At 47.4% G+C, this 21,682-nt stretch carries 18 protein-coding genes; 9 read left to right on the top strand and 9 right to left on the bottom strand.

Annotation, left to right across the window (positions count from 1 at the left end):
- The first annotated feature begins 81 nt into the window (after positions 1 to 81).
- The 3 genes from AC5YBX_RS11030 to AC5YBX_RS11020 all read left to right on the top strand — a co-directional run bounded on the left by AC5YBX_RS11030 (position 82) and on the right by AC5YBX_RS11020 (position 5,793).
- Positions 82 to 1,227 carry an exonuclease SbcCD subunit D gene (locus AC5YBX_RS11030; protein ID WP_494523681.1) on the top strand — a complete coding sequence of 382 codons (1,146 nt, stop codon included), beginning with the start codon at positions 82 to 84 and terminating at the stop codon, positions 1,225 to 1,227.
- Positions 1,224 to 4,280 (top strand): AAA family ATPase, encoded by a 3,057-nt coding sequence (locus tag AC5YBX_RS11025; protein WP_494523680.1) that lies wholly within the window; start codon positions 1,224 to 1,226, stop codon positions 4,278 to 4,280. The genes AC5YBX_RS11030 and AC5YBX_RS11025 overlap by 4 nt, the downstream gene beginning before the upstream one ends.
- Positions 4,281 to 4,539: 259 nt before the next feature.
- The gene (locus AC5YBX_RS11020) at positions 4,540 to 5,793 is read left to right on the top strand and encodes a peptidoglycan DD-metalloendopeptidase family protein (protein WP_475514265.1); all 1,254 of its coding nucleotides are present in this window, start codon (positions 4,540 to 4,542) and stop codon (positions 5,791 to 5,793) included.
- Positions 5,794 to 5,862: 69 nt separating this feature from the next.
- On the opposite strand, the gene AC5YBX_RS11015 is transcribed toward AC5YBX_RS11020, so the two are convergent.
- The 3 genes from AC5YBX_RS11015 to AC5YBX_RS11005 form a co-directional block, all read right to left on the bottom strand.
- Positions 5,863 to 6,369, bottom strand: coding sequence for a M48 metallopeptidase family protein (locus AC5YBX_RS11015; RefSeq protein ID WP_475514264.1), 507 nt, complete (start codon positions 6,367 to 6,369; stop codon positions 5,863 to 5,865).
- A gap of 80 nt (positions 6,370 to 6,449) precedes the next feature.
- Complete coding sequence (locus AC5YBX_RS11010; protein WP_110456136.1) at positions 6,450 to 6,890, bottom strand: DUF3010 family protein; 441 nt, start codon at positions 6,888 to 6,890, stop codon at positions 6,450 to 6,452.
- Between the two features lie 177 nt (positions 6,891 to 7,067).
- The gene (locus AC5YBX_RS11005; RefSeq protein ID WP_494523679.1) at positions 7,068 to 8,411 is read right to left on the bottom strand and encodes a DEAD/DEAH box helicase; all 1,344 of its coding nucleotides are present in this window, start codon (positions 8,409 to 8,411) and stop codon (positions 7,068 to 7,070) included.
- A 204-nt stretch (positions 8,412 to 8,615) separates the two neighbouring features.
- Between AC5YBX_RS11005 and rssA the strand changes: the two genes are divergently transcribed.
- From rssA to ribA, 6 genes are all read left to right on the top strand, one after another.
- Positions 8,616 to 9,566 (top strand): patatin-like phospholipase RssA, encoded by a 951-nt coding sequence (gene rssA, locus AC5YBX_RS11000; protein WP_494523678.1) that lies wholly within the window; start codon positions 8,616 to 8,618, stop codon positions 9,564 to 9,566.
- Between the two features lie 226 nt (positions 9,567 to 9,792).
- Positions 9,793 to 10,491: a hypothetical protein gene (locus AC5YBX_RS10995; RefSeq protein WP_475514261.1), complete on the top strand. Its 699-nt coding sequence runs from the start codon at positions 9,793 to 9,795 to the stop codon at positions 10,489 to 10,491.
- 260 nt (positions 10,492 to 10,751) lie between these two features.
- The gene (gene nrdD, locus AC5YBX_RS10990; RefSeq protein ID WP_494523677.1) at positions 10,752 to 12,869 is read left to right on the top strand and encodes an anaerobic ribonucleoside-triphosphate reductase; all 2,118 of its coding nucleotides are present in this window, start codon (positions 10,752 to 10,754) and stop codon (positions 12,867 to 12,869) included.
- Positions 12,870 to 12,930: 61 nt separating this feature from the next.
- Positions 12,931 to 13,398 (top strand): anaerobic ribonucleoside-triphosphate reductase-activating protein, encoded by a 468-nt coding sequence (gene nrdG, locus AC5YBX_RS10985; protein WP_494523676.1) that lies wholly within the window; start codon positions 12,931 to 12,933, stop codon positions 13,396 to 13,398.
- 86 nt (positions 13,399 to 13,484) lie between these two features.
- The gene (locus AC5YBX_RS10980) at positions 13,485 to 13,841 is read left to right on the top strand and encodes a YibL family ribosome-associated protein (RefSeq protein WP_494523675.1); all 357 of its coding nucleotides are present in this window, start codon (positions 13,485 to 13,487) and stop codon (positions 13,839 to 13,841) included.
- Between the two features lie 245 nt (positions 13,842 to 14,086).
- The gene (ribA, locus tag AC5YBX_RS10975) at positions 14,087 to 14,725 is read left to right on the top strand and encodes a GTP cyclohydrolase II (protein WP_494523674.1); all 639 of its coding nucleotides are present in this window, start codon (positions 14,087 to 14,089) and stop codon (positions 14,723 to 14,725) included.
- Between the two features lie 273 nt (positions 14,726 to 14,998).
- Here the strand turns inward: ribA and AC5YBX_RS10970 are convergent, their stop codons facing one another.
- The 6 genes from AC5YBX_RS10970 to AC5YBX_RS10945 form a co-directional block, all read right to left on the bottom strand.
- Positions 14,999 to 15,346, bottom strand: a complete 348-nt coding sequence (locus tag AC5YBX_RS10970) for a VF530 family protein (protein WP_494523673.1) — start codon at positions 15,344 to 15,346, stop codon at positions 14,999 to 15,001.
- Positions 15,347 to 15,639: 293 nt separating this feature from the next.
- A complete protein-coding gene (locus tag AC5YBX_RS10965; protein ID WP_494524813.1) occupies positions 15,640 to 15,990 on the bottom strand; it encodes a rhodanese-like domain-containing protein in 351 nt (116 codons plus the stop codon).
- A 54-nt stretch (positions 15,991 to 16,044) separates the two neighbouring features.
- Positions 16,045 to 16,266 carry a YgaP family membrane protein gene (locus AC5YBX_RS10960; RefSeq protein ID WP_475514254.1) on the bottom strand — a complete coding sequence of 74 codons (222 nt, stop codon included), beginning with the start codon at positions 16,264 to 16,266 and terminating at the stop codon, positions 16,045 to 16,047.
- Between the two features lie 14 nt (positions 16,267 to 16,280).
- Positions 16,281 to 19,538, bottom strand: coding sequence for an efflux RND transporter permease subunit (locus AC5YBX_RS10955; protein WP_494523672.1), 3,258 nt, complete (start codon positions 19,536 to 19,538; stop codon positions 16,281 to 16,283).
- Positions 19,539 to 19,585: 47 nt separating this feature from the next.
- Positions 19,586 to 20,602, bottom strand: a complete 1,017-nt coding sequence (locus tag AC5YBX_RS10950; protein WP_494523671.1) for an efflux RND transporter periplasmic adaptor subunit — start codon at positions 20,600 to 20,602, stop codon at positions 19,586 to 19,588.
- 225 nt (positions 20,603 to 20,827) lie between these two features.
- Positions 20,828 to 21,538 (bottom strand): SIMPL domain-containing protein, encoded by a 711-nt coding sequence (locus AC5YBX_RS10945; RefSeq protein WP_494521453.1) that lies wholly within the window; start codon positions 21,536 to 21,538, stop codon positions 20,828 to 20,830.
- Positions 21,539 to 21,682 lie beyond the last annotated feature (144 nt).

Raw genomic sequence — 21,682 nt, 5'->3', positions numbered from 1 at the left:
TCGTTGCCATCTGTCGCTGCATTTCTTACTATAACAAGCATTAGATACGTTCGTATCCTCCTCATTTTTAAACGAGAACTGATGAAATTTATCCACACCTCGGACTGGCATATCGGTCGTCAGCTACATAATCAAAGTTTGCTCGACGATCAGCGCCATGTGTTAGCGCAAATCATCGAATTAGCCAAGGCGCACCAAGTCGATGCCATCGTGGTGGCGGGTGATATTTACGATCGCTCCGTGCCGCCCGCCAACGCTGTGGCGCTGCTCGATGATGTGCTTAATCAGGTGGTCAATGAGCTAGGCATTCCGGTCATTTTAATTGCCGGCAACCATGATGGGCATGAGCGGTTAGCCTTTGCTTCGCGGCAGATGCTGAGCAGTGGTTTACATATTATTGGGCCGCTCAGTGACACAGTACGGCCGATTAAACTTGCCAGTGCAAGTGGTGATGCCCTCTTTTATCCGCTGCCCTATGTCGAGCCAGCAACGGTGCGTCATGTGCTCGATTGTGATGTGTCTAGCCATGAAGAGGCGATGGCAACACTGCTTGAGCAGGTTACAGAGCATGACAGTCAAGGGTTGCCAAAAGTAGTGATTAGCCACTGCTTCTTAGATGGCGGCAGTGAGTCAGATTCAGAGCGTCCCTTGAGTATTGGCGGCGCCGATAAAATTGCCTCACAGCTGTTTAATGATTTTAGCTATACCGCACTGGGGCATCTGCATGGCCCACAATACAAGGGCCAACCTCATATCCGTTATTCGGGCTCCATTTTGAAGTATTCCTTCAGCGAACAGCATCAACATAAATCGGTCACCTTGGTAGAACTCGATGAGGTCGGCGAGGTCAATATTGAGCTGTTGCCACTCACACCGCGTCGAGATGTACGTATTATCGAAGGTGAACTGGCGCAGTTATTAGCCGATGGTGTTAACGATCCCCAGCGAGACGATTATTTGATGGTGCGTTTATCCGATAAAAGCGCCATTTTAGATGCGATGGGCAAACTACGGACGGTGTATCCCAATGTGCTGCATCTTGAGCGGACAGGGCTGATGGCCCAAAGCGAGCAGCTTGCTATTCGCAGCGACCATATCAAAAAGGGTGAGTTAGCCATGTTTACCGATTTCTTTAGTCAAGTGGCCGGCGAGCCGATGACCGAAGAGCAGCAGCAATTAATGGCCGAGCTTCTCGACAGCTTGCATAAAGCGGAGGACTGCCAATGAGACCGTTAAGTTTGACCATGGCGGCATTTGGCCCTTTTGCTACTGAGCAAGTGATTGATTTTAAATTGCTGGGTAAAAACCCCTTATTTTTAATCAATGGCCCTACTGGTGCGGGTAAAACCACCATCTTAGACGCCATCTGTTTTGCGCTTTATGGTAAAACCACCGGTGATGAGCGCGAAGGATCGCAGATGCGCTGCGATATGGCCGATGACGAGCGCCTCACAGAGGTGAACTTTACCTTTGAACTCGGTGAGCGGCAATACCATATTCGCCGCGTACCAGAGCAACCTAGAGCCAAAAAAAGTGGCGATGGCTATACGGTACAAAAACCTGAAGCTCAGCTTACCTGTATTGAACGCGATGGCACTGAGGTGCTGTTGGTGGCAGCTAAGGTGTCGGAAGCAACTGCGCAGATAGAGCAATTAACCGGACTCGATGTGGATCAGTTTCGTCAAGTGATGGTATTGCCACAAGGTAAGTTTCGCGAGCTGCTGATGGCCGATTCTAAGGCGCGCGAAAAAATCTTCAGCCAACTGTTTCAAACTCATATTTATCGCAAGATTGAAGACAAACTCAAGCAGCAAGCCTTAGGCATTAAAAAAGAGGTTGAGGCGATGCGCAATCGCCGCGACGGAGTTTTGCAAGGCGCTGACCTTGAAAGCGATGCGGCGCTCAATGATGAGCTTAAAGCGTTGGCTCCTGAGCTTGCCAGCGCGACTGAAAAAAAGGCTAAGGTAGATAAACAAGTTCAACTGGTGAGTCAGCAACTGGAGCAGGCTAAGCAGTTAACCGATGAGTTTTCCGCGCTAGCACAGCTTAAGCTATTCGCTAGGCAGCTTGATGAGCAACAAGCACAGATCGACCAGCAGCAACAGCAGTTACTCGCCGCGCGCAATGCCAAGTTGCTGCAACCCGTTTATCAGGCGGTTGAGTCTCGCAAACAGGAGTTAACCGACGCTACCGAGCAGCAATTAAAGTCGCAGGCGCATCTGCAGCAAAGTGAGGCTTTGCTCAATCAAAGCCTTGCAGCAATAGAGACGCTCCCCGCACTAGAAACTCAGCAGCAACAGACATTAACCACTGCCGAGCAGCGCCGCACGTTATTACCGCAACTTAAACAGCTTGAGCAACTGAAGGCCCATGTGAGTGACAGCCAGCAGCAGATGACTCATGCGGAGCAGCAAGGTAAGCAAACAAAAGCACAACTGGCGCAGTTAAATGATGAAAAGCTTGCTGCCCAGGCCCAAGTGCCACAGTTAAAAGCCCATAGTCAGCAGTTACTCACCTTGCAGCAACAGATAAGTGATAATAAACATCATCTGCAATTTTATGCTCAGTGGCAGCGCGGCAGCGCTGAGGTGGAACAAATCAATGCTCGCTTAGTTAATGCAAAAGAGCGTGGCGCGCAATTAAAAGAGCAGCATCAACAGTGCCAAGTTTATAGTCAAACGTTGACGTTACGCTGGCATCAGGGCCAGGCGGCCATCCTCGCGGCAAAGTTATCAGTCGGCGAAGCGTGTCCGGTATGCGGCAGTCTTGAGCATCCACAGCCCGCACAAAGTGAGCAGGTCGTGCCTACAGATGAGGAGCGCGAAGCGGCGCAAGCTAATGAGCAGAGTGCATTAGCTGAGTTGACCAATGCACGCTCAGACTACCGTCAGCTAATAGAAAAATTAAAGGATGTTGAGCAAAGAAACCGTGAGTTAGCTGAGCAGCTACCGGGTATCGACAGCCTCACTCAAGCTGGTCTTGAAACCACGCAGGGGCAGCTTGAACAACAATTTGCAGCGGCGACGAAAGCGCAGCAACAACTGGTTGATATTGACAGCCGCCTTACATCGGTGCAGCAGCAAGAGCAGCGGCTTAATCTACAGCTTGAGCAAGAGCGCGAACAATATCGCCAACTTGAAAAACAGTTTAATGAAAGCGCAGGGCAGCTTAAGCAGTTACAGGCCGCGATACCGCAAGAGCTGACCAACTTAGCGGCACTAGAGCAAGAGATCAATAAGCTGGAGCAAACTGCAGCGCAGTTGAAGCTGCAGATTTCATCTTTGCGTGAGCAACATACTCAAGCCGAGCAGCGAGTAGCCAGCGCTGCGGCGCAACTGCAATCAGCGAATGAAACATTAGCAAGAGCACAGCAGCAACATCTGCTTGCCGTCAATGAGTTTGAACGACAGTTGCAAGCCTCTAAGTTTGACTCCTTATCCGCATTTAATCTTGCCATGCAAACAGACGAGAACATGGCGGTTTTAGAGCAGGAGATCAAGCAATATGAGCAGCGCTGTATTACTAATCAAGCTAATATTGCGCAATTAGAAACCAAACTTGCTGACAGCACACGACCCGATATCGCAGCGATAACAGACAGTAAGACACAGCTTGAAATAGCGCAGCAAAATGTGCTTAATCAGTGGCAACAACTGAGCGGCCGTATGCGACAACTGGAGCAAACTGCAGAGCAGCTCAACAGCCTAGACATGCAATCGAAAAAGCTTGAAGCCCAGTATGCGGTAGTCGGGACATTGTCCGATGTCGCCAATGGCAATACGGGTAATAAGATAAGCTTGCAGCGTTTCGTGCTCAGTGTGCTACTCGATGATGTGTTACTTGAAGCCAGTCATCGATTGCAAATGATGAGTAAGGGGCGTTATCGCTTACTTCGTAAAGAGGATAGGGCTAAAGGCAACAAAGCCTCAGGGCTCGAACTTGAGGTGGAAGATGCCTACACCGCAAAAGTACGCTCGGTGGCGACCTTAAGTGGCGGAGAAAGCTTTATGGCGGCGCTATCGATGGCGCTGGGATTATCGGATGTGGTGCAAGCCTATGCGGGCGGCATAAAGCTCGATACCCTGTTTATCGATGAAGGTTTTGGCAGTTTGGACCAAGATTCACTCGAACTGGCCATAAGAACATTAATGGATCTGCAATCGGCTGGACGAATGGTGGGGGTGATCTCCCATGTGAGTGAGATGAAAGAGCAGATTGGTAGCCGCCTCGATATCATTAAAACGGCGACGGGCAGTACCATTAAGGTTATTTTACCTTAATCTTAATTTGTTATTGCTGAAGGTAAACGTGCTGTAATGGCACGTTTTTTATAGGTAAAATGCTACTTTTAGCCTTCTGAGTCGTTAATATGGCGTTTGATCAGCTTATTTTGTGCTCTCGATCTATTTGTATCTGGCGAAAATTTTGATATAACTTGCCCTTGGCGTTCCTGCTCATGGGATAAGACCGTTTAATTGATAACCACCATAATAAAAAGTAGAGGCTAGGTTGCGAACAAATAAATTTTCTTTGGCCACTATGTCTCTATCCCGTTTGGCGGCGCTGCCGTCACCCCATAAGAAACTGTTAATGATCACGGGTGGGTTAGTCGGCATCGCACTGTTATGGCCGAGTCAGCAACAGATGCTACCGCAGCGGATCCCTGTCGCGCTTGATATTGAATCATTCGTGCAGCCAGCAGAGCAGATGCTAACTGAGACGGTTGTTGCTCGTCCTGATTACGTCAAAACCATCGTCAGCGGCGATACCTTAAGCGGCCTGTTTTTAGATGCCAATGTCGATCAACAAACCATGTATAAGGTGCTAGAAGCCGATCTCAATATTTTGGCCTTAGACACATTAAAACCGGGCAATATTATTCGATTTTGGCTCGATGACAGTGGCCAATTAACGCAACTAGAGCTGTATTTTAATGCCGCTCGTCAGGTGGTTTTTAGCCGCTACGAGGAAGGCGGCTTTAATGTTGAAGAGATCAATATTGAGGGCATTTGGCAAAATCGCTCACTGACGGGGGATATCCAAGGCTCCTTTTACCTATCGGCGCAGCGCGTTGGGCTTAACGCTGCTGACATTCAACGTATCGAATCACTACTCAAAGAAAAGCTCAACTTTGCCCGTGACTTGCGTGCCGGTGATACCTTTTCAGTATTAATGAGCGAACAGTATATTGACGGCGAAGTCACGGGAAATCGTGACATTTTAGGGGTCAACATTCAGCGTGGCCGCAGCAGTATTAATGCTTATCAAAACAGTGATGGTAACTTTTATGATGAACAAGGCCGCAGCTTAGCCAGAGCATTTCAACGTATACCATTAGACAAAAATTACCGTATTAGCTCTCGTTTTAACCGTCACCGTCACCATCCTGTCACGGGGCGCACTGCACCGCATAATGGTACCGATTTTGCCACGCCAGTGGGCACCAAAATTGTGGCCCCAGGTGATGGTATCGTGTCGTTAGTGACAGATCATCGCTATGCAGGTAAGTATGTGGTGATTGAGCATGGCAACAAATATCGCACCCGTTATCTGCACCTTTCCAAAGCCTTAGTGCATAAAGGCCAGCGAGTATCCCGGGGTCAAGTGATTGCGTTATCGGGTAAAACGGGGCGAATAACCGGTCCACACCTGCATTATGAGTTTCACGTTAATGGTCGCCCAGTCGATCCGATGAAAGCGAATATTCCCATGGCGAGTAAATTGTCCAATAAACAGATGAAGGAGTTTGCGCAGTTAGTGAAGGTGCGCAAAATGATCATGGGACAAAGCTAGTGTTCCCAAGCGTGGTAGTTGTTTCACCCTACATCTCGTTATAAAAAAGCCGCTAATATAGCGGCTTTTTTATGTCGTTACGTTGGACTCTAGTTCAAGCATGGTGAGCCACAAACGTAAATCAAACTCTAGTTGGTGGTAATCATTTTCCATATGGCAGCAGAGTTGATAAAACGCTTTATTATGATCTTTCTCCTTTAAATGCGCCAATTCATGTACCACCACCATGCGTAGCAAGGGTTCGGGGATATAACGCAACTTAGAGGAGATGCGGATCTCATTTTTGGTCTTGGTTTTGCCACCATGATTTTTAGCGATGTAACTGTGTAAACCCAAGGCCTGCTTTTTTAAGGTGATCTTGTCATCGTAGAGCACCTTATTAAGTGGTTGCGACTTTTTGAGATAACGGTTTTTAAGCGCGATAGTGTAATCGTACAGGGCTTTGTCGCTGCGGATATCGTGAATGTCGGGATAACGCTGTTGCAGGACGTTCTTGAGTCGATTTTGTGCAATAAGTGCCTCGACCTGAGTAATTATCTCGGGGCGGTAACCTTGTAGGTAATGAAGATGGGTCATGTGATCTTAGCCGAACTCATATCGGCCGGGCTAGGGTGCCCGGCGTGCTTTGGTGAATAAAGCTTGCGCGATGGCGGCAATTATTCAGGTTTGGCAAAGATACGTTGGTTATGATAAGCGTAAGCTACTTCAAAGGCATTCTTTTGGAAACGCTTAAGGTCGAGCCCATCAAAATCCACCATAGGCGGGTTGCGCTTGAGTTGCTCTTTGATGGTCACAGGTGAGATCAAGTGTACAGGTAGGCCGCACAACTGGATTGCCGCTTCCATCTTAAAACTGGTGGCACTGCCAGCAAGCTTACCTTTTTGCTCACGCTCGATTAAAACCACTTCATCGACTTTGTAGTCTTCCATCAATTTACAAAAGGCAAAATGAAACTCTTTAATCGATTCTGTTTTAGCCGAATTTGATACCGTTAATGAACGAGAACGGCATTCTGGCACGTTAAAGGTTTCACCTTCATAACTTAATAAACTGATGATGGCTTCGCCACCTTTTAACTCAACGCCACAAACTCTCATGATAAACCTAATAATAAAACTGTAATGGGGTTATTGTAACCTTAATTGGCATAATGAGCAGCAGTTGCTAAAACAAATTACGCCATAAAAATCATCTTTTGCTGTAAATCCTAGCCGTTATGCAAGGGATCCCAAAGCGTTGAGCGGCTGGTTGGCCGCTCATTTTACAAAGTGTGGTTATTCTTCAGGGGTGTCTTGCAAGGTAGACTTAGGTTTGCGCAGCATAGGCGCATCGCCAATATCGACACCTGTGATAAAGCGTTTATCGCGGTTATCTTTGGTCTTGGCTGTGGATTTTGCCTTAGCGGGTCTAGCCTTGTTTTGCGCCGCTTTTTTAGCGGTGGCCGGCTTACCTTTAGGTTTTGCTTTGAGGCCGCTAAATTTGGGTTTTAACCCTGCTATTTCGCTTAGTTCAAATGTGCGGCGTAAAAATAGCTGCACTTGTTTGAAATTGTCCCAATCTTTTGGGCCCACAAGTGATATAGCATCACCTTTAGCACCAGCACGGGCGGTACGGCCAATGCGGTGAATATACTCTTCGGCTAACTTGGGCATATCGAAGTTAATCACCAAAGAGACGTTGAGTAAGTCTAAGCCGCGTGAAGCCACATCAGTGGTGACCAAGATCTGTTGTTGACCGCGGCTGAATTGATCCATTATCTGATTACGTGCCGACTGCTTTAGCTCGCCGCTCAGTGAGGCGGTGGTAAAGCCTTCATCGGCGAGTTTTGTGGCTAGACGGTCGGTATCACTGCGGGTGGCAGTAAAGATGATCACCTGCTTATGTTGTTCTTGCTTCAGGAGCGTCAGTAACAGCTTTTCTTTGTGGCCTAAGTTATCGCACAGATAGACTTTTTGGGTAATATCTTGGTTTTCAACGTTTGAAGCCCCAATCGACACATGCACGGGCTCTTTTAGCAGTTCAGCCGCTATCTCGTTAATTTCACCATGATCTAGCGTCGCAGAGAACATCAACGTTTGACGACGTTTATGATCAGCCGCTTGGTTAATGGCGCGCAGCTGCTCGGCAAAGCCTAAGTCGAGCATTCGGTCGGCTTCGTCAAGGATAAGTAACTCAAGCCCGTTGAGGTGCAGATGACGCTGCTTAAGGTGATCGGCTAAGCGGCCTGGTGTCGCCACCACAATATGGGGATCTCTGGCGAGGGCTTTCGCTTGGTCATTAAAATTTTCGCCACCGAGAATTTTAAGCGCCTTATATTGCGTATTGGCAACCAATAGTCGTAACTGGCTGTACACTTGCGTTGCCAGCTCTCGAGTTGGCAATAAAACGAGTACGCGAGGATCGCGTTTACTCAATGCTTTGGTCGAGATAATACGCTGCATAGCGGGCAGTAAAAACGCCAAGGTCTTACCCGAGCCGGTTTTAGACGATGCCATTAGATCCTTTCCCGATAGGCCTACAGGTATCGATTGCTCTTGGATCTCGGTCGGCTTGTCGATGCCCATATGTTCTAGGCTGGTTAGTAGGCGTTTATCGAGTGAAAAATCTGAAAATTGCAAAGGTGTGCTCCAAAATATCAATAAGAGCGCATTATACATCGACTTGGGGCTTTCAGCCATTAGGATTAGTGCTTGTGGACGACGGATATCGTAATCCCGTTAAATAAGCCATTTTCGCGCGCCATGCTTTAGCCTATGATGGATGGCAGATAAGGGGTATGCCTCTAATTGATACTAGGCAGCAATGAGTAAGGGAGATAATAGATGGCGACAATCGGTATCGCGTTAGGCAGCGGCGCAGCCAAGGGCTGGGCGCATATTGGGGTGCTTAATGAATTAGCCAAAATGGGGATCAAACCAGACAAAGTCGCGGGCTGCTCTATTGGTTCAATCGTCGGTGCTGCCTATGCCCAAGATCACCTGAACGAACTGCAACAATGGGTGAGTGGTTTTTCCAGTTGGGATGTCCTTGGCTTAATGGATTTAAGCTGGCGTAAAGGTGGCTTAATTGGCGGTGAAAAGGTATTTGATGTGATGCAGCAGCATATTGGCGTGCTCGACATTGAACAGATGAAGCGTCCCTTTGCCGCCGTGGCAACTGACTTGTATAGCGGGCAGGAGATCTGGTTTCAACGCGGCAATTTACGCCATGCGGTGCGCGCCTCGTGTTCAATGCCGGGCATCTTGCCTCCGGCTCGCATTGGCGATCGTTGGTTGGTTGATGGTGCAGTGGTTAATCCTGTGCCGATATCTGTGAGTCGGGCGATGGGCGTCGATTTAGTGATTGCGGTCGATCTTTATGGCCATCGTAAGACGCGCATAGAGCAACTGCCCGTGTCGTTGTCGTCTAGCGCGCAAGCGTCGGTGCCAACCGCAGAGGAGGCAAAGGCTCAAGGACAAGATGTCGGCTTTATGGATCTGCTGGCGCGAGGCCGAGAATATGTGTCGGGATTAACCGATAAGTTTTCTCTGGGTAATCGCAATCAACCAGGGATGTTGGCTGTGATGTCACAATCGATGGATATTTTAGAGCAGCGCCATAAACGGGTACGGTTAATGGGCGATCCTCCCGAACTGCTGATCACCCCAAATGTGGCTGACATCGGCACCATGGAATTTCATCGGGCTAATGAAGCGATAGCCGCCGGAGAGCAAGCGGTGAAGCAGGTGGCTCATGTTATCACCACTATGCTGGAAGAGTTTCCGCATAAATAATCAATTTAAACGGCTATTACTTGCTTATCAGTTAAGGCGATTAAATTTGGTTGCCTAGCGTGTCAATAGACGCTATGCGGACTTGATAGTGATTCGATGATATTTAATCAGGTAAGACCTAAGGTATTTATTAGCTATCATCGGATCTCTTGCGGTATTTTGTTAAAAAACGGCCTAGTTTTTGCTTTAACAGAGTATTCGTTTAGCTGTCGTCGATATTTTGACAATGAATTCAATTAGTCATCTTCCAACAACTTCAAGTCATCAACAGGTTGCCGACGCCTATAGTGGTGCGGTTAATCATCAAACTCAAGGCGCTAATGCTCCAGCTGACAGGGTGAGCTTAGGCGAGCGAACAGGCCCAGTACAGGCAAACGGGGCGACTATCCCTCAAGAAGAAGTGTCGTTATCGCCTCGGGCGCAGCGAGCACAAAAAATTGAGGCGATGGCGGGCGACTTTTTTAGTGCTGGCGAGTTTAGTATCAATGATATCCCTAAGCTTATTCAGCGGTTACATCAAGATGGTATCTTGTCAGATAACCAGCTAAATCGCTTAAGCTCTGCAGGGTTTGAGATCCCAGAGCCCAATGAGGCGTCGCAATCACTGCTGGACTTTATTGACAGTAAGCAAGCAGGGTTAACGCAATCGGAGCCTGATAAGGCGCAGCATAAAATGCTCGATGACGCTAAAACCGTGCTGAATAACATGGACGGTATTGATGGCGCATTATACAGCCAAACCGCCGCTCGAGTATCGGCGCAGTTAACTGTGTTGATCAATGCCGATACCAATATGCCTGCCATGGAAAAAGAGCAGTGGCAAGGATTAAAATCGACCATGCAATTAGCTGCCTCGATGGGAAATTCACAACAATCGAGCGGCCAATTAAGCAGTTATTTGGCGTTATCTAAGCGGCTTACGTAACTTACCTACACTTATCCACAGTTTGTCCCGACTTTTTACATTATCTAGCCTTGTTTCGATGCTTGGTCAAGGCCACTTTTTAAGATAAGTGGCCTAGTTTGCAGTAATCTTTTGTCGCAAAATACCATCGGTAAAATCATGATCTGGATCAAGGTACTTCAAGTGACTTTGTAGCTTAATGCGCTACATATTGTGTCTTAATGTTTTCTTGGCACTATATATGGTGTCATTTTAAACGTTACTTGAGGAGATATTAAACAATGCCAGTAGTTATTAAGCGGGATGGTTACCGCACGCCTTTTGACGAAACAAGGATCAGAGATGCGGTAATTGCCGCTGCAAACTCAGCAGGTATTGATGATGTTGCCTATGCTACTCAAGTCGCGAGTCAAGTGAGCCGTGCCATGGCTGATGTGGCCGAAGTGGATATTCACGATCTGCAAGACGCCGTTGAAAACCAACTGATGGAAGGCCCCTATAAAGCCTTAGCGCGCGTGTATATCGAATATCGTCACGATAGAGATGTCCATCGAGAGCAGAGCAGTCGACTTAATCGCGATATTCGTGGCCTAGTTGAACAAAGTAATGCTGCCTTGCTTAATGAAAACGCCAATAAAGACTCAAAAGTGATCCCCACTCAGCGTGATCTGCTCGCCGGTATTGTGGCCAAGCATTATGCGACCCGCCATATTTTACCTAAAGATGTGGTGTCGGCCCATGAAGCCGGTGAGATCCATTATCATGATTTGGATTACGCGCCTTTTTTCCCGATGTTTAACTGCATGCTAATTGATTTAGCTGGCATGTTGACCCAGGGTTTTAAGATGGGCAACGCCGAAATTGAAACCCCAAAATCGATCTCTACGGCCACAGCGGTTACGGCGCAAATTATTGCTCAGGTAGCAAGCCATATTTATGGTGGCACCACCATTAACCGCATCGATGAAGTGCTGGCGCCATTTGTGGCTAAAAGCTATGACAAACATTATCAAGTGGCCTTAAAGTGGGGCATTACAGATGCTAAAGCCTTTGCCACCGCGCAGACAGAAAAAGAGTGTCACGATGCGTTTCAGTCGTTGGAATATGAGGTCAACACCTTACATACCGCCAATGGGCAAACCCCGTTTGTGACTTTTGGTTTTGGTTTAGGCACCTCGTGGGAGTCGCGATTAATTCAAGCCTCAATGATGAAAGTGCGTATGGCTGGGCTGGGTAAAAACCGTAAAACGGCCGTGTTCCCCAAACTGGTGTTTGCTATTCGAGATGGTATAAATCATAAGCAAGGTGATTGTAACTACGATATCAAGCAGTTAGCACTAAAATGTGCCACCATGCGCATGTATCCAGATATTTTAAATTATGAGCAAGTCGAAAAAGTCACTGGCTCATTTAAAACTCCAATGGGCTGTCGTAGTTTTTTAGGTACCTACGAAGAAGACGGCGAGTTGGTGCATGATGGGCGTAATAACTTGGGTGTGGTGAGCTTAAACTTGCCGCGAGTCGCCTTAGAAGCCAATGGTGATGAAGCGCGTTTCTTTGCCATTTTAGATCAACGTTTAGCCATTGCTAGACGCGCATTAGATACACGTATCGAGCGGCTCGAAGGAGTCAAGGCGCGCGTTGCCCCGATTTTATACATGGAAGGGGCATGTGGTGTACGTTTGCGCGCCGATGATGATATTAGCCAGATCTTCAAAAATGGCCGCGCATCAATTTCGTTAGGTTACATAGGGCTGCATGAAACCGTTAATGCGCTTTATGGTAATCAAATACACCTGTTTGACAGTGAGCAGCTGCGCGCCAAAGCGATTGCCATTATTGAACACCTCAAAGCGGCAACAGTGCGCTGGCGTGAAGAGTCCGGTTATGCCTTTAGCTTATACAGCACACCGAGTGAAAACCTTTGTAGCCGTTTTTGTAAGCTCGACACTAAGGCTTTTGGGGTGATTGATGGCGTGACCGACAGAGGTTACTACACCAACAGTTTCCATTTAGATGTGGAAAAAAAGGTCAATCCTTACGATAAGTTGGATTTTGAGATGCCTTATCCAGCATTGACCAACGGTGGATTTATCTGCTACGGCGAATATCCCAATATGCAGCATAATATTGAAGCACTCGAAAATGTGTGGGATTACAGTTATAGCCGAGTACCTTACTATGGTACAAATACGCCGATTGACGAGTGTTATGACTGTGGTTTTACTGGTGAATTTAGCTGTACCAGTAAGGGCTTTACCTGTCCTAAATGCGGTAATCATGAGCCTAGTAGAGTCTCTGTGACACGTCGAGTGTGCGGTTATTTAGGCAGCCCAGACGCGCGGCCATTTAACTATGGCAAACAAGAAGAGGTTAAGCGCCGGGTAAAACACCTGTAGGCGTTAAGGTGAATGTAGGCGCGCTGATGCGCGCCTTAGTGTTAATAGGCTTGAGGCATAGATGAATTACCAGCAATACTTTCCAGTCGATGTGGTCAATGGCCCAGGTACGCGAGCGACCTTGTTTGTGTCTGGTTGCGAGCATCAATGCCGCGGCTGTTATAATCAGTCGACTTGGAGCGCAGCAGCGGGTCATCTATTCGATGCCGCCATGGTTGAGCAGATCATCACGGATCTGCAAGATACCCGTATCGTGCGCCGGGGGTTATCATTATCGGGCGGCGATCCGCTTTACCCGCAAAATGTGGCCCAGATACTTGCGCTAGTAAAGCGTGTTAAGCATGAGTGTCCAGATAAAGATATTTGGCTGTGGAGCGGTTATCGCTTAGATGAATTATCGACAGCCCAGCGCCAGGTGCTGCATTATGTTGATGTGTTGGTGGACGGTAAATTTGAGCAACATCTTGCCGATCCAAGCTTAAGATTTCGTGGCAGTAGCAATCAGATGATCCACCATTTCAAGCAATAGTGATATAATGTCGGCCAAACAGATAGGCGCAGTCAGCAATCTTGCATGATTGGCCGAGTATTATCGATTTACTTTAAGGCAAGTTAATGAATTTAAAGCAAGAGTTACAGCAACTTAATGACCGACTCGACAAATGTCGTCGTAAATTAGATGCGGCAGAAAAACGCGGTGATCACGCGGTGATTTTGCAGTTTAAGCAAGAGATCAATGCTGTAACGAAACAGATTGCCCATGTTAAAAACCAACAGACTCGCTTGTTGAACAAAAAAGGTACCGATGTAAAGTCGCTGCCTTTTAGTCGCGCGCTGACTAAAGCAGAGCAAGCCGATATGGGCAAATTAAAGAAATCTGTCAAAGGATTAGTGGTTGTGCATCCAATGACTGCATTAGGGCGTGAAATGGGCTTAACCCAAGTCACAGGCTTCGCCCCGAAAGCGTTTTAATCCTCCATTGCCACTATTTGATTAGCATACGTGAGCGATATCCTATCGCTTATTGTGTGCTCGGCGTATGCTTAGCACTCTCAAATACGCTAGGGTGAAGTAATAACCGATGCAAGTACTCGGCTATTTCACTGTAAGGCAAAAACACATAAAATGCTCAGTCTGATAGTAAGGCCGCATCCTAGCCTTAGTTATTTTCTACCTCTTTTTTTGACTCGGACAGAGCGAGTAGTAAAGGTTATTTCATGTCAATTAAGTATGTCGCCACTTCAAAGTTACCTACGCCTTGGGGCGTATTCGCCATGCATGGTTTTGAAGACACAGACACTGGCAAAGAACATGTTGCACTCACTTTTGGTCAACTAGATGCCAATACCCCCATACTTGGGCGCATTCATTCAGAATGTTTAACTGGTGATGCGCTGTTTAGTTTGCGTTGCGATTGCGGTTTTCAACTACAAACGGCGATGCAAAATATTGCCGAGGCAGGCCAAGGCTTTATTTTATACCTTCGCCAAGAGGGACGAGGCATAGGCTTACTCAATAAAATCCGTGCCTATGAACTACAAGACCAAGGCGCTAACACGGTCGAAGCAAATGAGCGACTCGGTTTTGAAGCCGATATGCGCAAATATGACATGATCAAGCCGATGATGGAGAAAATTGGCGTACATCAAGTTAAATTGATGACCAATAACCCCCGTAAAGTTAAAGCAATGAAAGCGCTTGGCATTGATGTGGTTGAACGTGTTCCGCTGCAAGTGGGTAAAAATCGCTACAATGAAGCGTATTTAAAAACCAAGTCAACAGAGTTGGGACATATGATGTCTGAGTATCATTTTACTGAAGAAGCAAACGTCGTTAAGCCCCCTAAGGCTGAGTAACGTTCGCGCTTTTTTAGTGTGCCAATGCTATCAAGACACTGCGGCGATTGCGGCAGTGTCCTTGGTTGCCGCGCTTAGCTTCTTTACTCTCTGCCTGCAAAACCTGCAAAACCTGCAAAACCTGCAACATCAAAATGACAGTTGCGGTGTCGTGCTTTCATAGCACTTTTAGCTTTAGTGCCTATCTATGCGAATCGCAAGTAGGTTATTTGAGCGGGCTATCTTATGCAATAAGCTGATGATGACGGCGGTAAAGCCCGTTAATATGCCAGCTTAACTCTTTCCCCAAATCTGTGCGTTAGTACGGCCGGTATCGGCACCTTTAGCTGCACTCTTGTTGCTGCTCGCAGGGGTTGCCACTCGAGTAGATGTGCGTACCTCACTGTCCGCTTTCGGCTTAGGTAGCGGTAGCTTATTCATTTTGAGGTAAAGGTATTCCACTTTTTCTCTGGCCCAAGGCGTTTTACGTAAAAACTTAAGGCTAGATTTAATACTAGGATCATGATTAAAACAACGAATGTCGATACGTGTGCCCAGTTCTTCCCACCCATAATGGTCAACTAAATCGGTGAGAATTGTTTCGAGTTTAATGCCGTGCAGAGGATTATTTGCTTGTGTCATATTGTGCGATTGTCCATGTAAATTAGGCTGATTATATCAGTTTATATGGAGGTGGGTTGATAAAAAACCACTCGCTCCAGCTTCCCGCTTTGGCGTTATTGGGTTTTATCGGTATTAGGTTGCCTTATTGCCTTTTCGCATTGACGCATGGTTGGTGTTTTGTGCTGATAACCTATCAGTTCAGCTTAAAGGATGTGCTGTTAATGGATGTGTAGCCAAGGGGAGGCGCCAAGTTATTCATAAAAAAGGCACCCATAGGTGCCTTTATCATGGATTTAAACAGAGCCTGCAGCTTATTTGGTTTGCTGCTGGATTAGAGTCTGATAGCCACCACCATTATAAGTGTGGGTATAACCTTGCTCAATTAAACTCATTTGGGCTATATCGCTGCGACGTCCGCTACGGCAGTACAGCACCACATTGGTCGCTTTATCTATATCACGCTTAGCAAATTCAGCGGCAATACTTTCAAATGGGATGTTAATTGCATTGGCTAAATGCCCCTGGGCAAACTCTTCAGGGGTACGCACATCGACTATCATGGCGCCGTTATCTATCATCTTCCATGCGGTTTCAATGTCTTGTTCAGCCGCGATGCTAGGTGATGATAAGCCGATAGCGGCCACAAAAAGTAGCACAATCAGTGCGCCGAATCGGCTAAGTAATGTAGTGGCTTGTCCCACGTAAACTCCTTGGTATTAACTGTGTGATTTAGCGCGTTCAAGCTCGGCTTCACTCTTTACACCCAGTTTTTTCATTATCATGGCTGCAGGGCAAAACCCAGTAAAAGCGCTTTGTAATAGATTAGCGCCAACAAAGGCGGTAAGCCAGATAAAATTATGATGTACTAATGCCGTCAACGCGAGAGACAGTAACACCATAAAGCCAGCAAAAGCGAAAATACTACGTTCGATAGACATAATTAACTCCTTAATTAAGCGGCAGTATTTGCCGTTTTTTGTGGTATGCGGTGGCGCATCACTGTGTAATAGAGCACAGGGATCACTACCAGAGTCAGCAAGGTTGAGACTAAGATGCCGAAGATCAAACTGATGGCTAATCCATTAAAAATGGGATCATCCAGAATGAATAAGGCACCAATCATGGCCGCAAGGCCTGTCAACATAATGGGTTTTGCTCGGACGGCACCAGAGTGAATAACCGCCTGTTCAAAGGGCACGCCCGACTCGGTCTCCTGGTTAATAAAGTCGACCAGTAATATTGAGTTACGCACAATAATCCCGGCGAGGGCGATCATGCCGATCATTGAGGTGGCGGTAAATTGAGCTCCGAGCAGGGCATGACCCGGCATCACTCCTATGATGGTAAGCGGAATGGGAGCCATAATGATCAGCGGAACCGAGTAGGAGCGAAATTGACCCACCACTAAGAGGTAAATCGCAATCATGCCCACTGCATAGGCGATCCCCATGTCACGGAAGGTTTCGTAAGTAATTTTCCATTCGCCATCCCACAATACGGCAATGGTGTCTAAGCCTGAGGGTTGGTTGACATAATGCTGCTCAAAGCCCAAGCCTGTCTCGCTATCGATGTCGGCGGCCATCTCAAACATACCGTACAACGGGCTGTCTAGCGGCCCAGCCATATCGGCAACCACCATGATCATGGGGATCATGTTTTTATGAATAATGGGCGCATCTATGCTGCCTTTATTAATGCGCACCAATTCAGACACAGGCACTGAGTGGCCGCTTTGGGTGGTGAGTCTGAGGTTTAATACCTGCTCAAGATCCATCTTGGCGGCCTCCTCAAGCTGTAACTTAATTGGCACTGGTGTGGTTTGATTGGGTTTATGTAAGTAGCTCACCTGCTTGCCGCCAATGGAGGTGGTCACCAGATCAACGATATTGCTGTAAGGCACGCCTAATAAACTGGCCTTAGCGCGATCGATGGACACCTGCCATTTTTGTTGCATCGCAGGCAGATAGATATCGATATCGACCACATCTGGAGTTTGCTGAAACAACGCTTGCAGCTGCAGGGCGGCGGTTTCTCTGAGCGCTTCGTTTGGCCCATACACCTCGGCCAAAATAGGTGACCATACCGGTGGGCCGGGAGGGACTTCAACCACCTTCACATTGGCATTATAGTGCGCCGCAGTAGCTTGCAGTGATTCGCGCACCGCTACGGCGATGCTGTGACTGTCACGATCGCGCTCAGATTTATCGACTAAATTGACCTGAATATCACCAAGCTCCTGTGTTTGGCGTAAAAAGTAATGGCGCACTAAGCCATTAAAGTTCATCGGTGCATTGGTGCCTGCATATAGCTGGTAATTTTCGACCTCGGCCACTTGGTTAAGCTGCTGTCCTAAGGCTTTAAGTACGCGCTGAGTTTGCTCCACCGGCGTGCCTTCGGGCATATCAAGCATCACTTGAAATTCTGATTTATTATCAAAAGGCAGCATTTTGAGTACCACCAGTTGAGTCACAGGCAAAGAGATCGCAATGGCAATGAGCACCACAATCCCAGCAGCCAGACCCAGACGAGCTTTACCCGCTTGTTTACCGTGTACAAAGGGTGAGATGAGCGCCGTAAACAGCGCGACCATGCGATTGCTGCTGGAGGTGTCGCTGCTCTCCTGGTGTTGGTGAGATGTATTTAACAGTTTAGTGGCCAGCCACGGGGTAACAATAAAGGCGATCGCCAGTGAGATTAACATCCCCATACTGGCATTAATGGGGATTGGGCTCATGTAAGGCCCCATGAGTCCAGACACAAAAGCCATTGGCATTAGGGCGGCAATGACGGTGAAGGTGGCCAATATCGTAGGGCCACCGACCTCATCCACGGCAATCGGAATTAACTGGGTAAATTGCCGTTGTCCCAGCGCCATATGGCGGTGGATGTTTTCTACCACGACTATGGCATCATCCACTAAAATCCCTATTGAAAAAATAAGTGCAAACAATGAGATTCGGTTTAAGGTGAAGCCCCATGCCCAAGAGGCAAAGAGGGTGATGGCCAAGGTAATAATAATGGCAATACCGACCACGATGGCTTCGCGTAACCCCATGGCAAGAAATACCAATACCACCACAGCCGAGGTGGCAAACACCAATTTCAAGATTAAGGTGTTGGCTTTATCTCCGGCGGTCTTACCGTAGTTACGCGATACCGTCACCTCTACGTCGGCAGGAATTAACACGTTGTTGACCGCATCAACGCGAGCCAAGATCTCATTGGCAATATCAACCGCGTTCTCACCAGGTTGTTTGCCAATGGCGATAGTGACCGCAGGGTAGGTGCCTTGTTTGTCGCTGTGCCACGCGTTTTGGGTCGGGATATCGCTGCTAAGGCTAATATCGGCTATGTCGGCGAGATACACAGGTGCACTGCGGCCGGACTCATCTTGATAGACAGCGACAACCAGTTGCTCAACTTCTTGTTGGGATTGTAAAAACTGCCCGGTTTGAATCTTAATTTCTTGGTTATCTTGAATAAGTGATACCGGCATGGAGACATGGTTATTGCTGGCAAGGCTATTGCTGATCGCGTCATAGGTTAAGCCGTAAAAGCTCATTTTTGCCGGATCGATACGTACATTAAGGCTCACATTATGGCTACCAACAGTGTAAATTTCGCGGGTACCCGGAATGCGTTTTAGCTCAGTTTCGAGCCCCTTAGCCACTTGAGTTAATTGTTCGGCAGAGGTTAAGGTCGACTTTGACCAGAGGGTCAGGCTGACAATGGGCACATCATCGATACCACGTGGCTTGATCTGGGGCTCGCCGACCCCGGCTTGAGTGGCCACTTTATCCATATTGGAGTAGACCTGATTGTACAGCTTTACAATCGCCTCGTTGCGGGGAATACCCACTTCAAAAATGGCGATCAGTAAGGCGCCATCAGGTTGTGAAAACGAATACAGGGTATCTATCCCTTTTATCTGCGACAGTACCTGCTCCATTGGTAGGGTGACTAATTGTTCGACTTCACTCGGAGTTGCGCCAGGAAAAGGAATATAGACATCGGCAAAGGTAACATCTATCTGTGGCTCTTCCTCTTTAGGGGTGACGAGTACCGCGAATAGCCCCAGTAAAATGCCGAGCAATGCCAATAGCGGTGTGATGGCGCTGAGTTGAAATAGTGCGGCGACTCGCCCGGAAAAACCTAGTGAATAGGGCTTGTTTTGTTGCTTGTCGCTATCTTGATTATGTGACGGCTTCATCTTATTTACGATTCCTATTAAACGGCCAAGTCCATTACAGCGCCATATTATTGGGCTAGGTTAAGTCGGACTTGATAAGCGTCAGTCGCGATGACATCGCCTGCGGTTAAGCCTGCAAGCACTTCAAATTGATCATCTCGTTGCGCGCCTAGGCGAACTTGGGTGAGTTGGAATGTCCCTTGTTGCTCAAGGTAGACTGCACTCATCTCATTTTGATAAATAATCGCCGATTGAGGAATGGTAATAGTGTTGCGCTGGCCTGCAATAAACTTGGCTTTAACCCACATGCCCGGCATTAAGTTACTCATGCCTTCAGGTAAATCAATGCGCGTTTTATAGCTATGACTCAAAGGATCGGCAAAGGAGAATATGGTTAACTGTTGTGATATCACTTTTTGGCCGTCGCTAAGCTGCAGTTCAACGCTAGATTGGTTCCGTAGGGCGTCGATATAACGCAGTGGTACATGGGTCACGGCGCGCATGTGCTCGGTTGAAAACCCACTGAGTAAAGCTTGACCTGGGGCGACCGTTTCACCCTCTTCAACATAACGCTGAGTCAACACGCCAGCAAAAGGGGCGCTGACCACGGTATATTGCAATGACTCATTGGCTTGCACGATCCGCGCTTTGGCGGCGCTAACGGCTTGCGCGCCCGAGCGGGCGGTGGCAATGGCTTGATCCATCTGTCCCTGTGAAATCGCGCCTTGCGGAAACAGCTCTTCAAAGCGGCGACGTTGTTTTTGCGCTTCTTCATTTTGTGCGCGGGCTCGGGCGTATTCGGCTTCTGCAGCGGCGAGCTCTGCACCTTGAGACTTACTGGTGATCTCGAGTAATGGTGCGCCTTGGGGCACAATATCATTCACATCATAATAAAGCTTAATGATCCTGCCTGAGGTTTGCGCCGATACGGTGGCAGATTTTACCGCTTCAAGCTGCGCATCTAAGGTGACCCAGTGGGGTTGCTCTTTTGCGGTGACGGTTAACGTCGGCAAGGTACTAGCGGACGCTGTAACATTCAGCAGTAATGGCAGCAATGTGATTGATAATAGATGTTGAATACGCATGAGACTAACGACCTCCAAAAAATTCATAAGAAAATTCTAATGAACTTTTCAAGCTTGTGCAATCTTTTATTAGGAAAATGCGATGAAGTGTTGCGATAGGTTTACGCTTCGACTTCATCTAATACATCTAACAACTTCATGTAAGGTATTTAATGACTTATGGTATTTCAATTTGCGCTTGCACCCGTTAGGTAAATGGTACTATTCGAGATTCTATCTGCGCGATTAATCATTAAGGTAATAGGTCAGTGTCGAGACCACTCTTATTTTTTTGATGCTGGGCGTGTTGCTATCGCGATCGGAAATAGTGAACTGCCCTTGAGAAGCCTGTTTGATTTTGCCCAATTTTGAGGCCGAATCGATAGCAAATTTTTCTGCTGTCTGGCGCGCATTCTCAGTGGCAGACTGCACCATTTGCGGTTTAATGTCGTTTAACTGAGTAAAAATAAATTCGGTGCGACTATCATAATCTTGGCTCGATATCGCAATACCTTCTTTGGCTAATTCCAATAGATTGCTTTGTATGCGCAGTAATAACTCAACGCGCTGAGTGTAAAGGGAGACAGTCACTTGTGCGGCGTAGCGATAACGCACATTAGGATCGACATAGCCTTGCGCCTGTCTGTCTTGGATAGAAGGCTGTGATATTGACACTTCATCACGGCTAAAGCCCTGTTTTATCAAGAAAGCAACCACCTTATCGGTTTTGCTTTGCACATTGAGGTAGAGATTATTTAAGTCGTTATCCACCTCTGTGAAGCGGATGGGCCAAATGGCGGTATCCGCATTCACTTCCAATTCAGCCAGGCCTTTTACGGTGACGGTGCGCTCCATGGCGCGCATAGTGATGAGGCTATTGCCCACTTGGCTGCCCAGCAGATAGAGACCAATGCAGATAAACGCGCCGAGCAGGATCGTGGGGAGTGATTTTTGCATAAAAAAGCGTCCTAATTGCTTGTTGTGCTTTATAAAGCATATGCTTGTTAAGGCTTTTTATCTAGCCTATTTTTTGATCAAAATTGAGTTCGTTGCAGTTCTTGATGAGGAGGAGATATTTGACACAGTTTGTTGGTTGCGAGT

Source organism: Shewanella sp. 492 (assembly GCF_059338445.1).
This window is presented reverse-complemented; position numbering and strand designations above follow the sequence as displayed.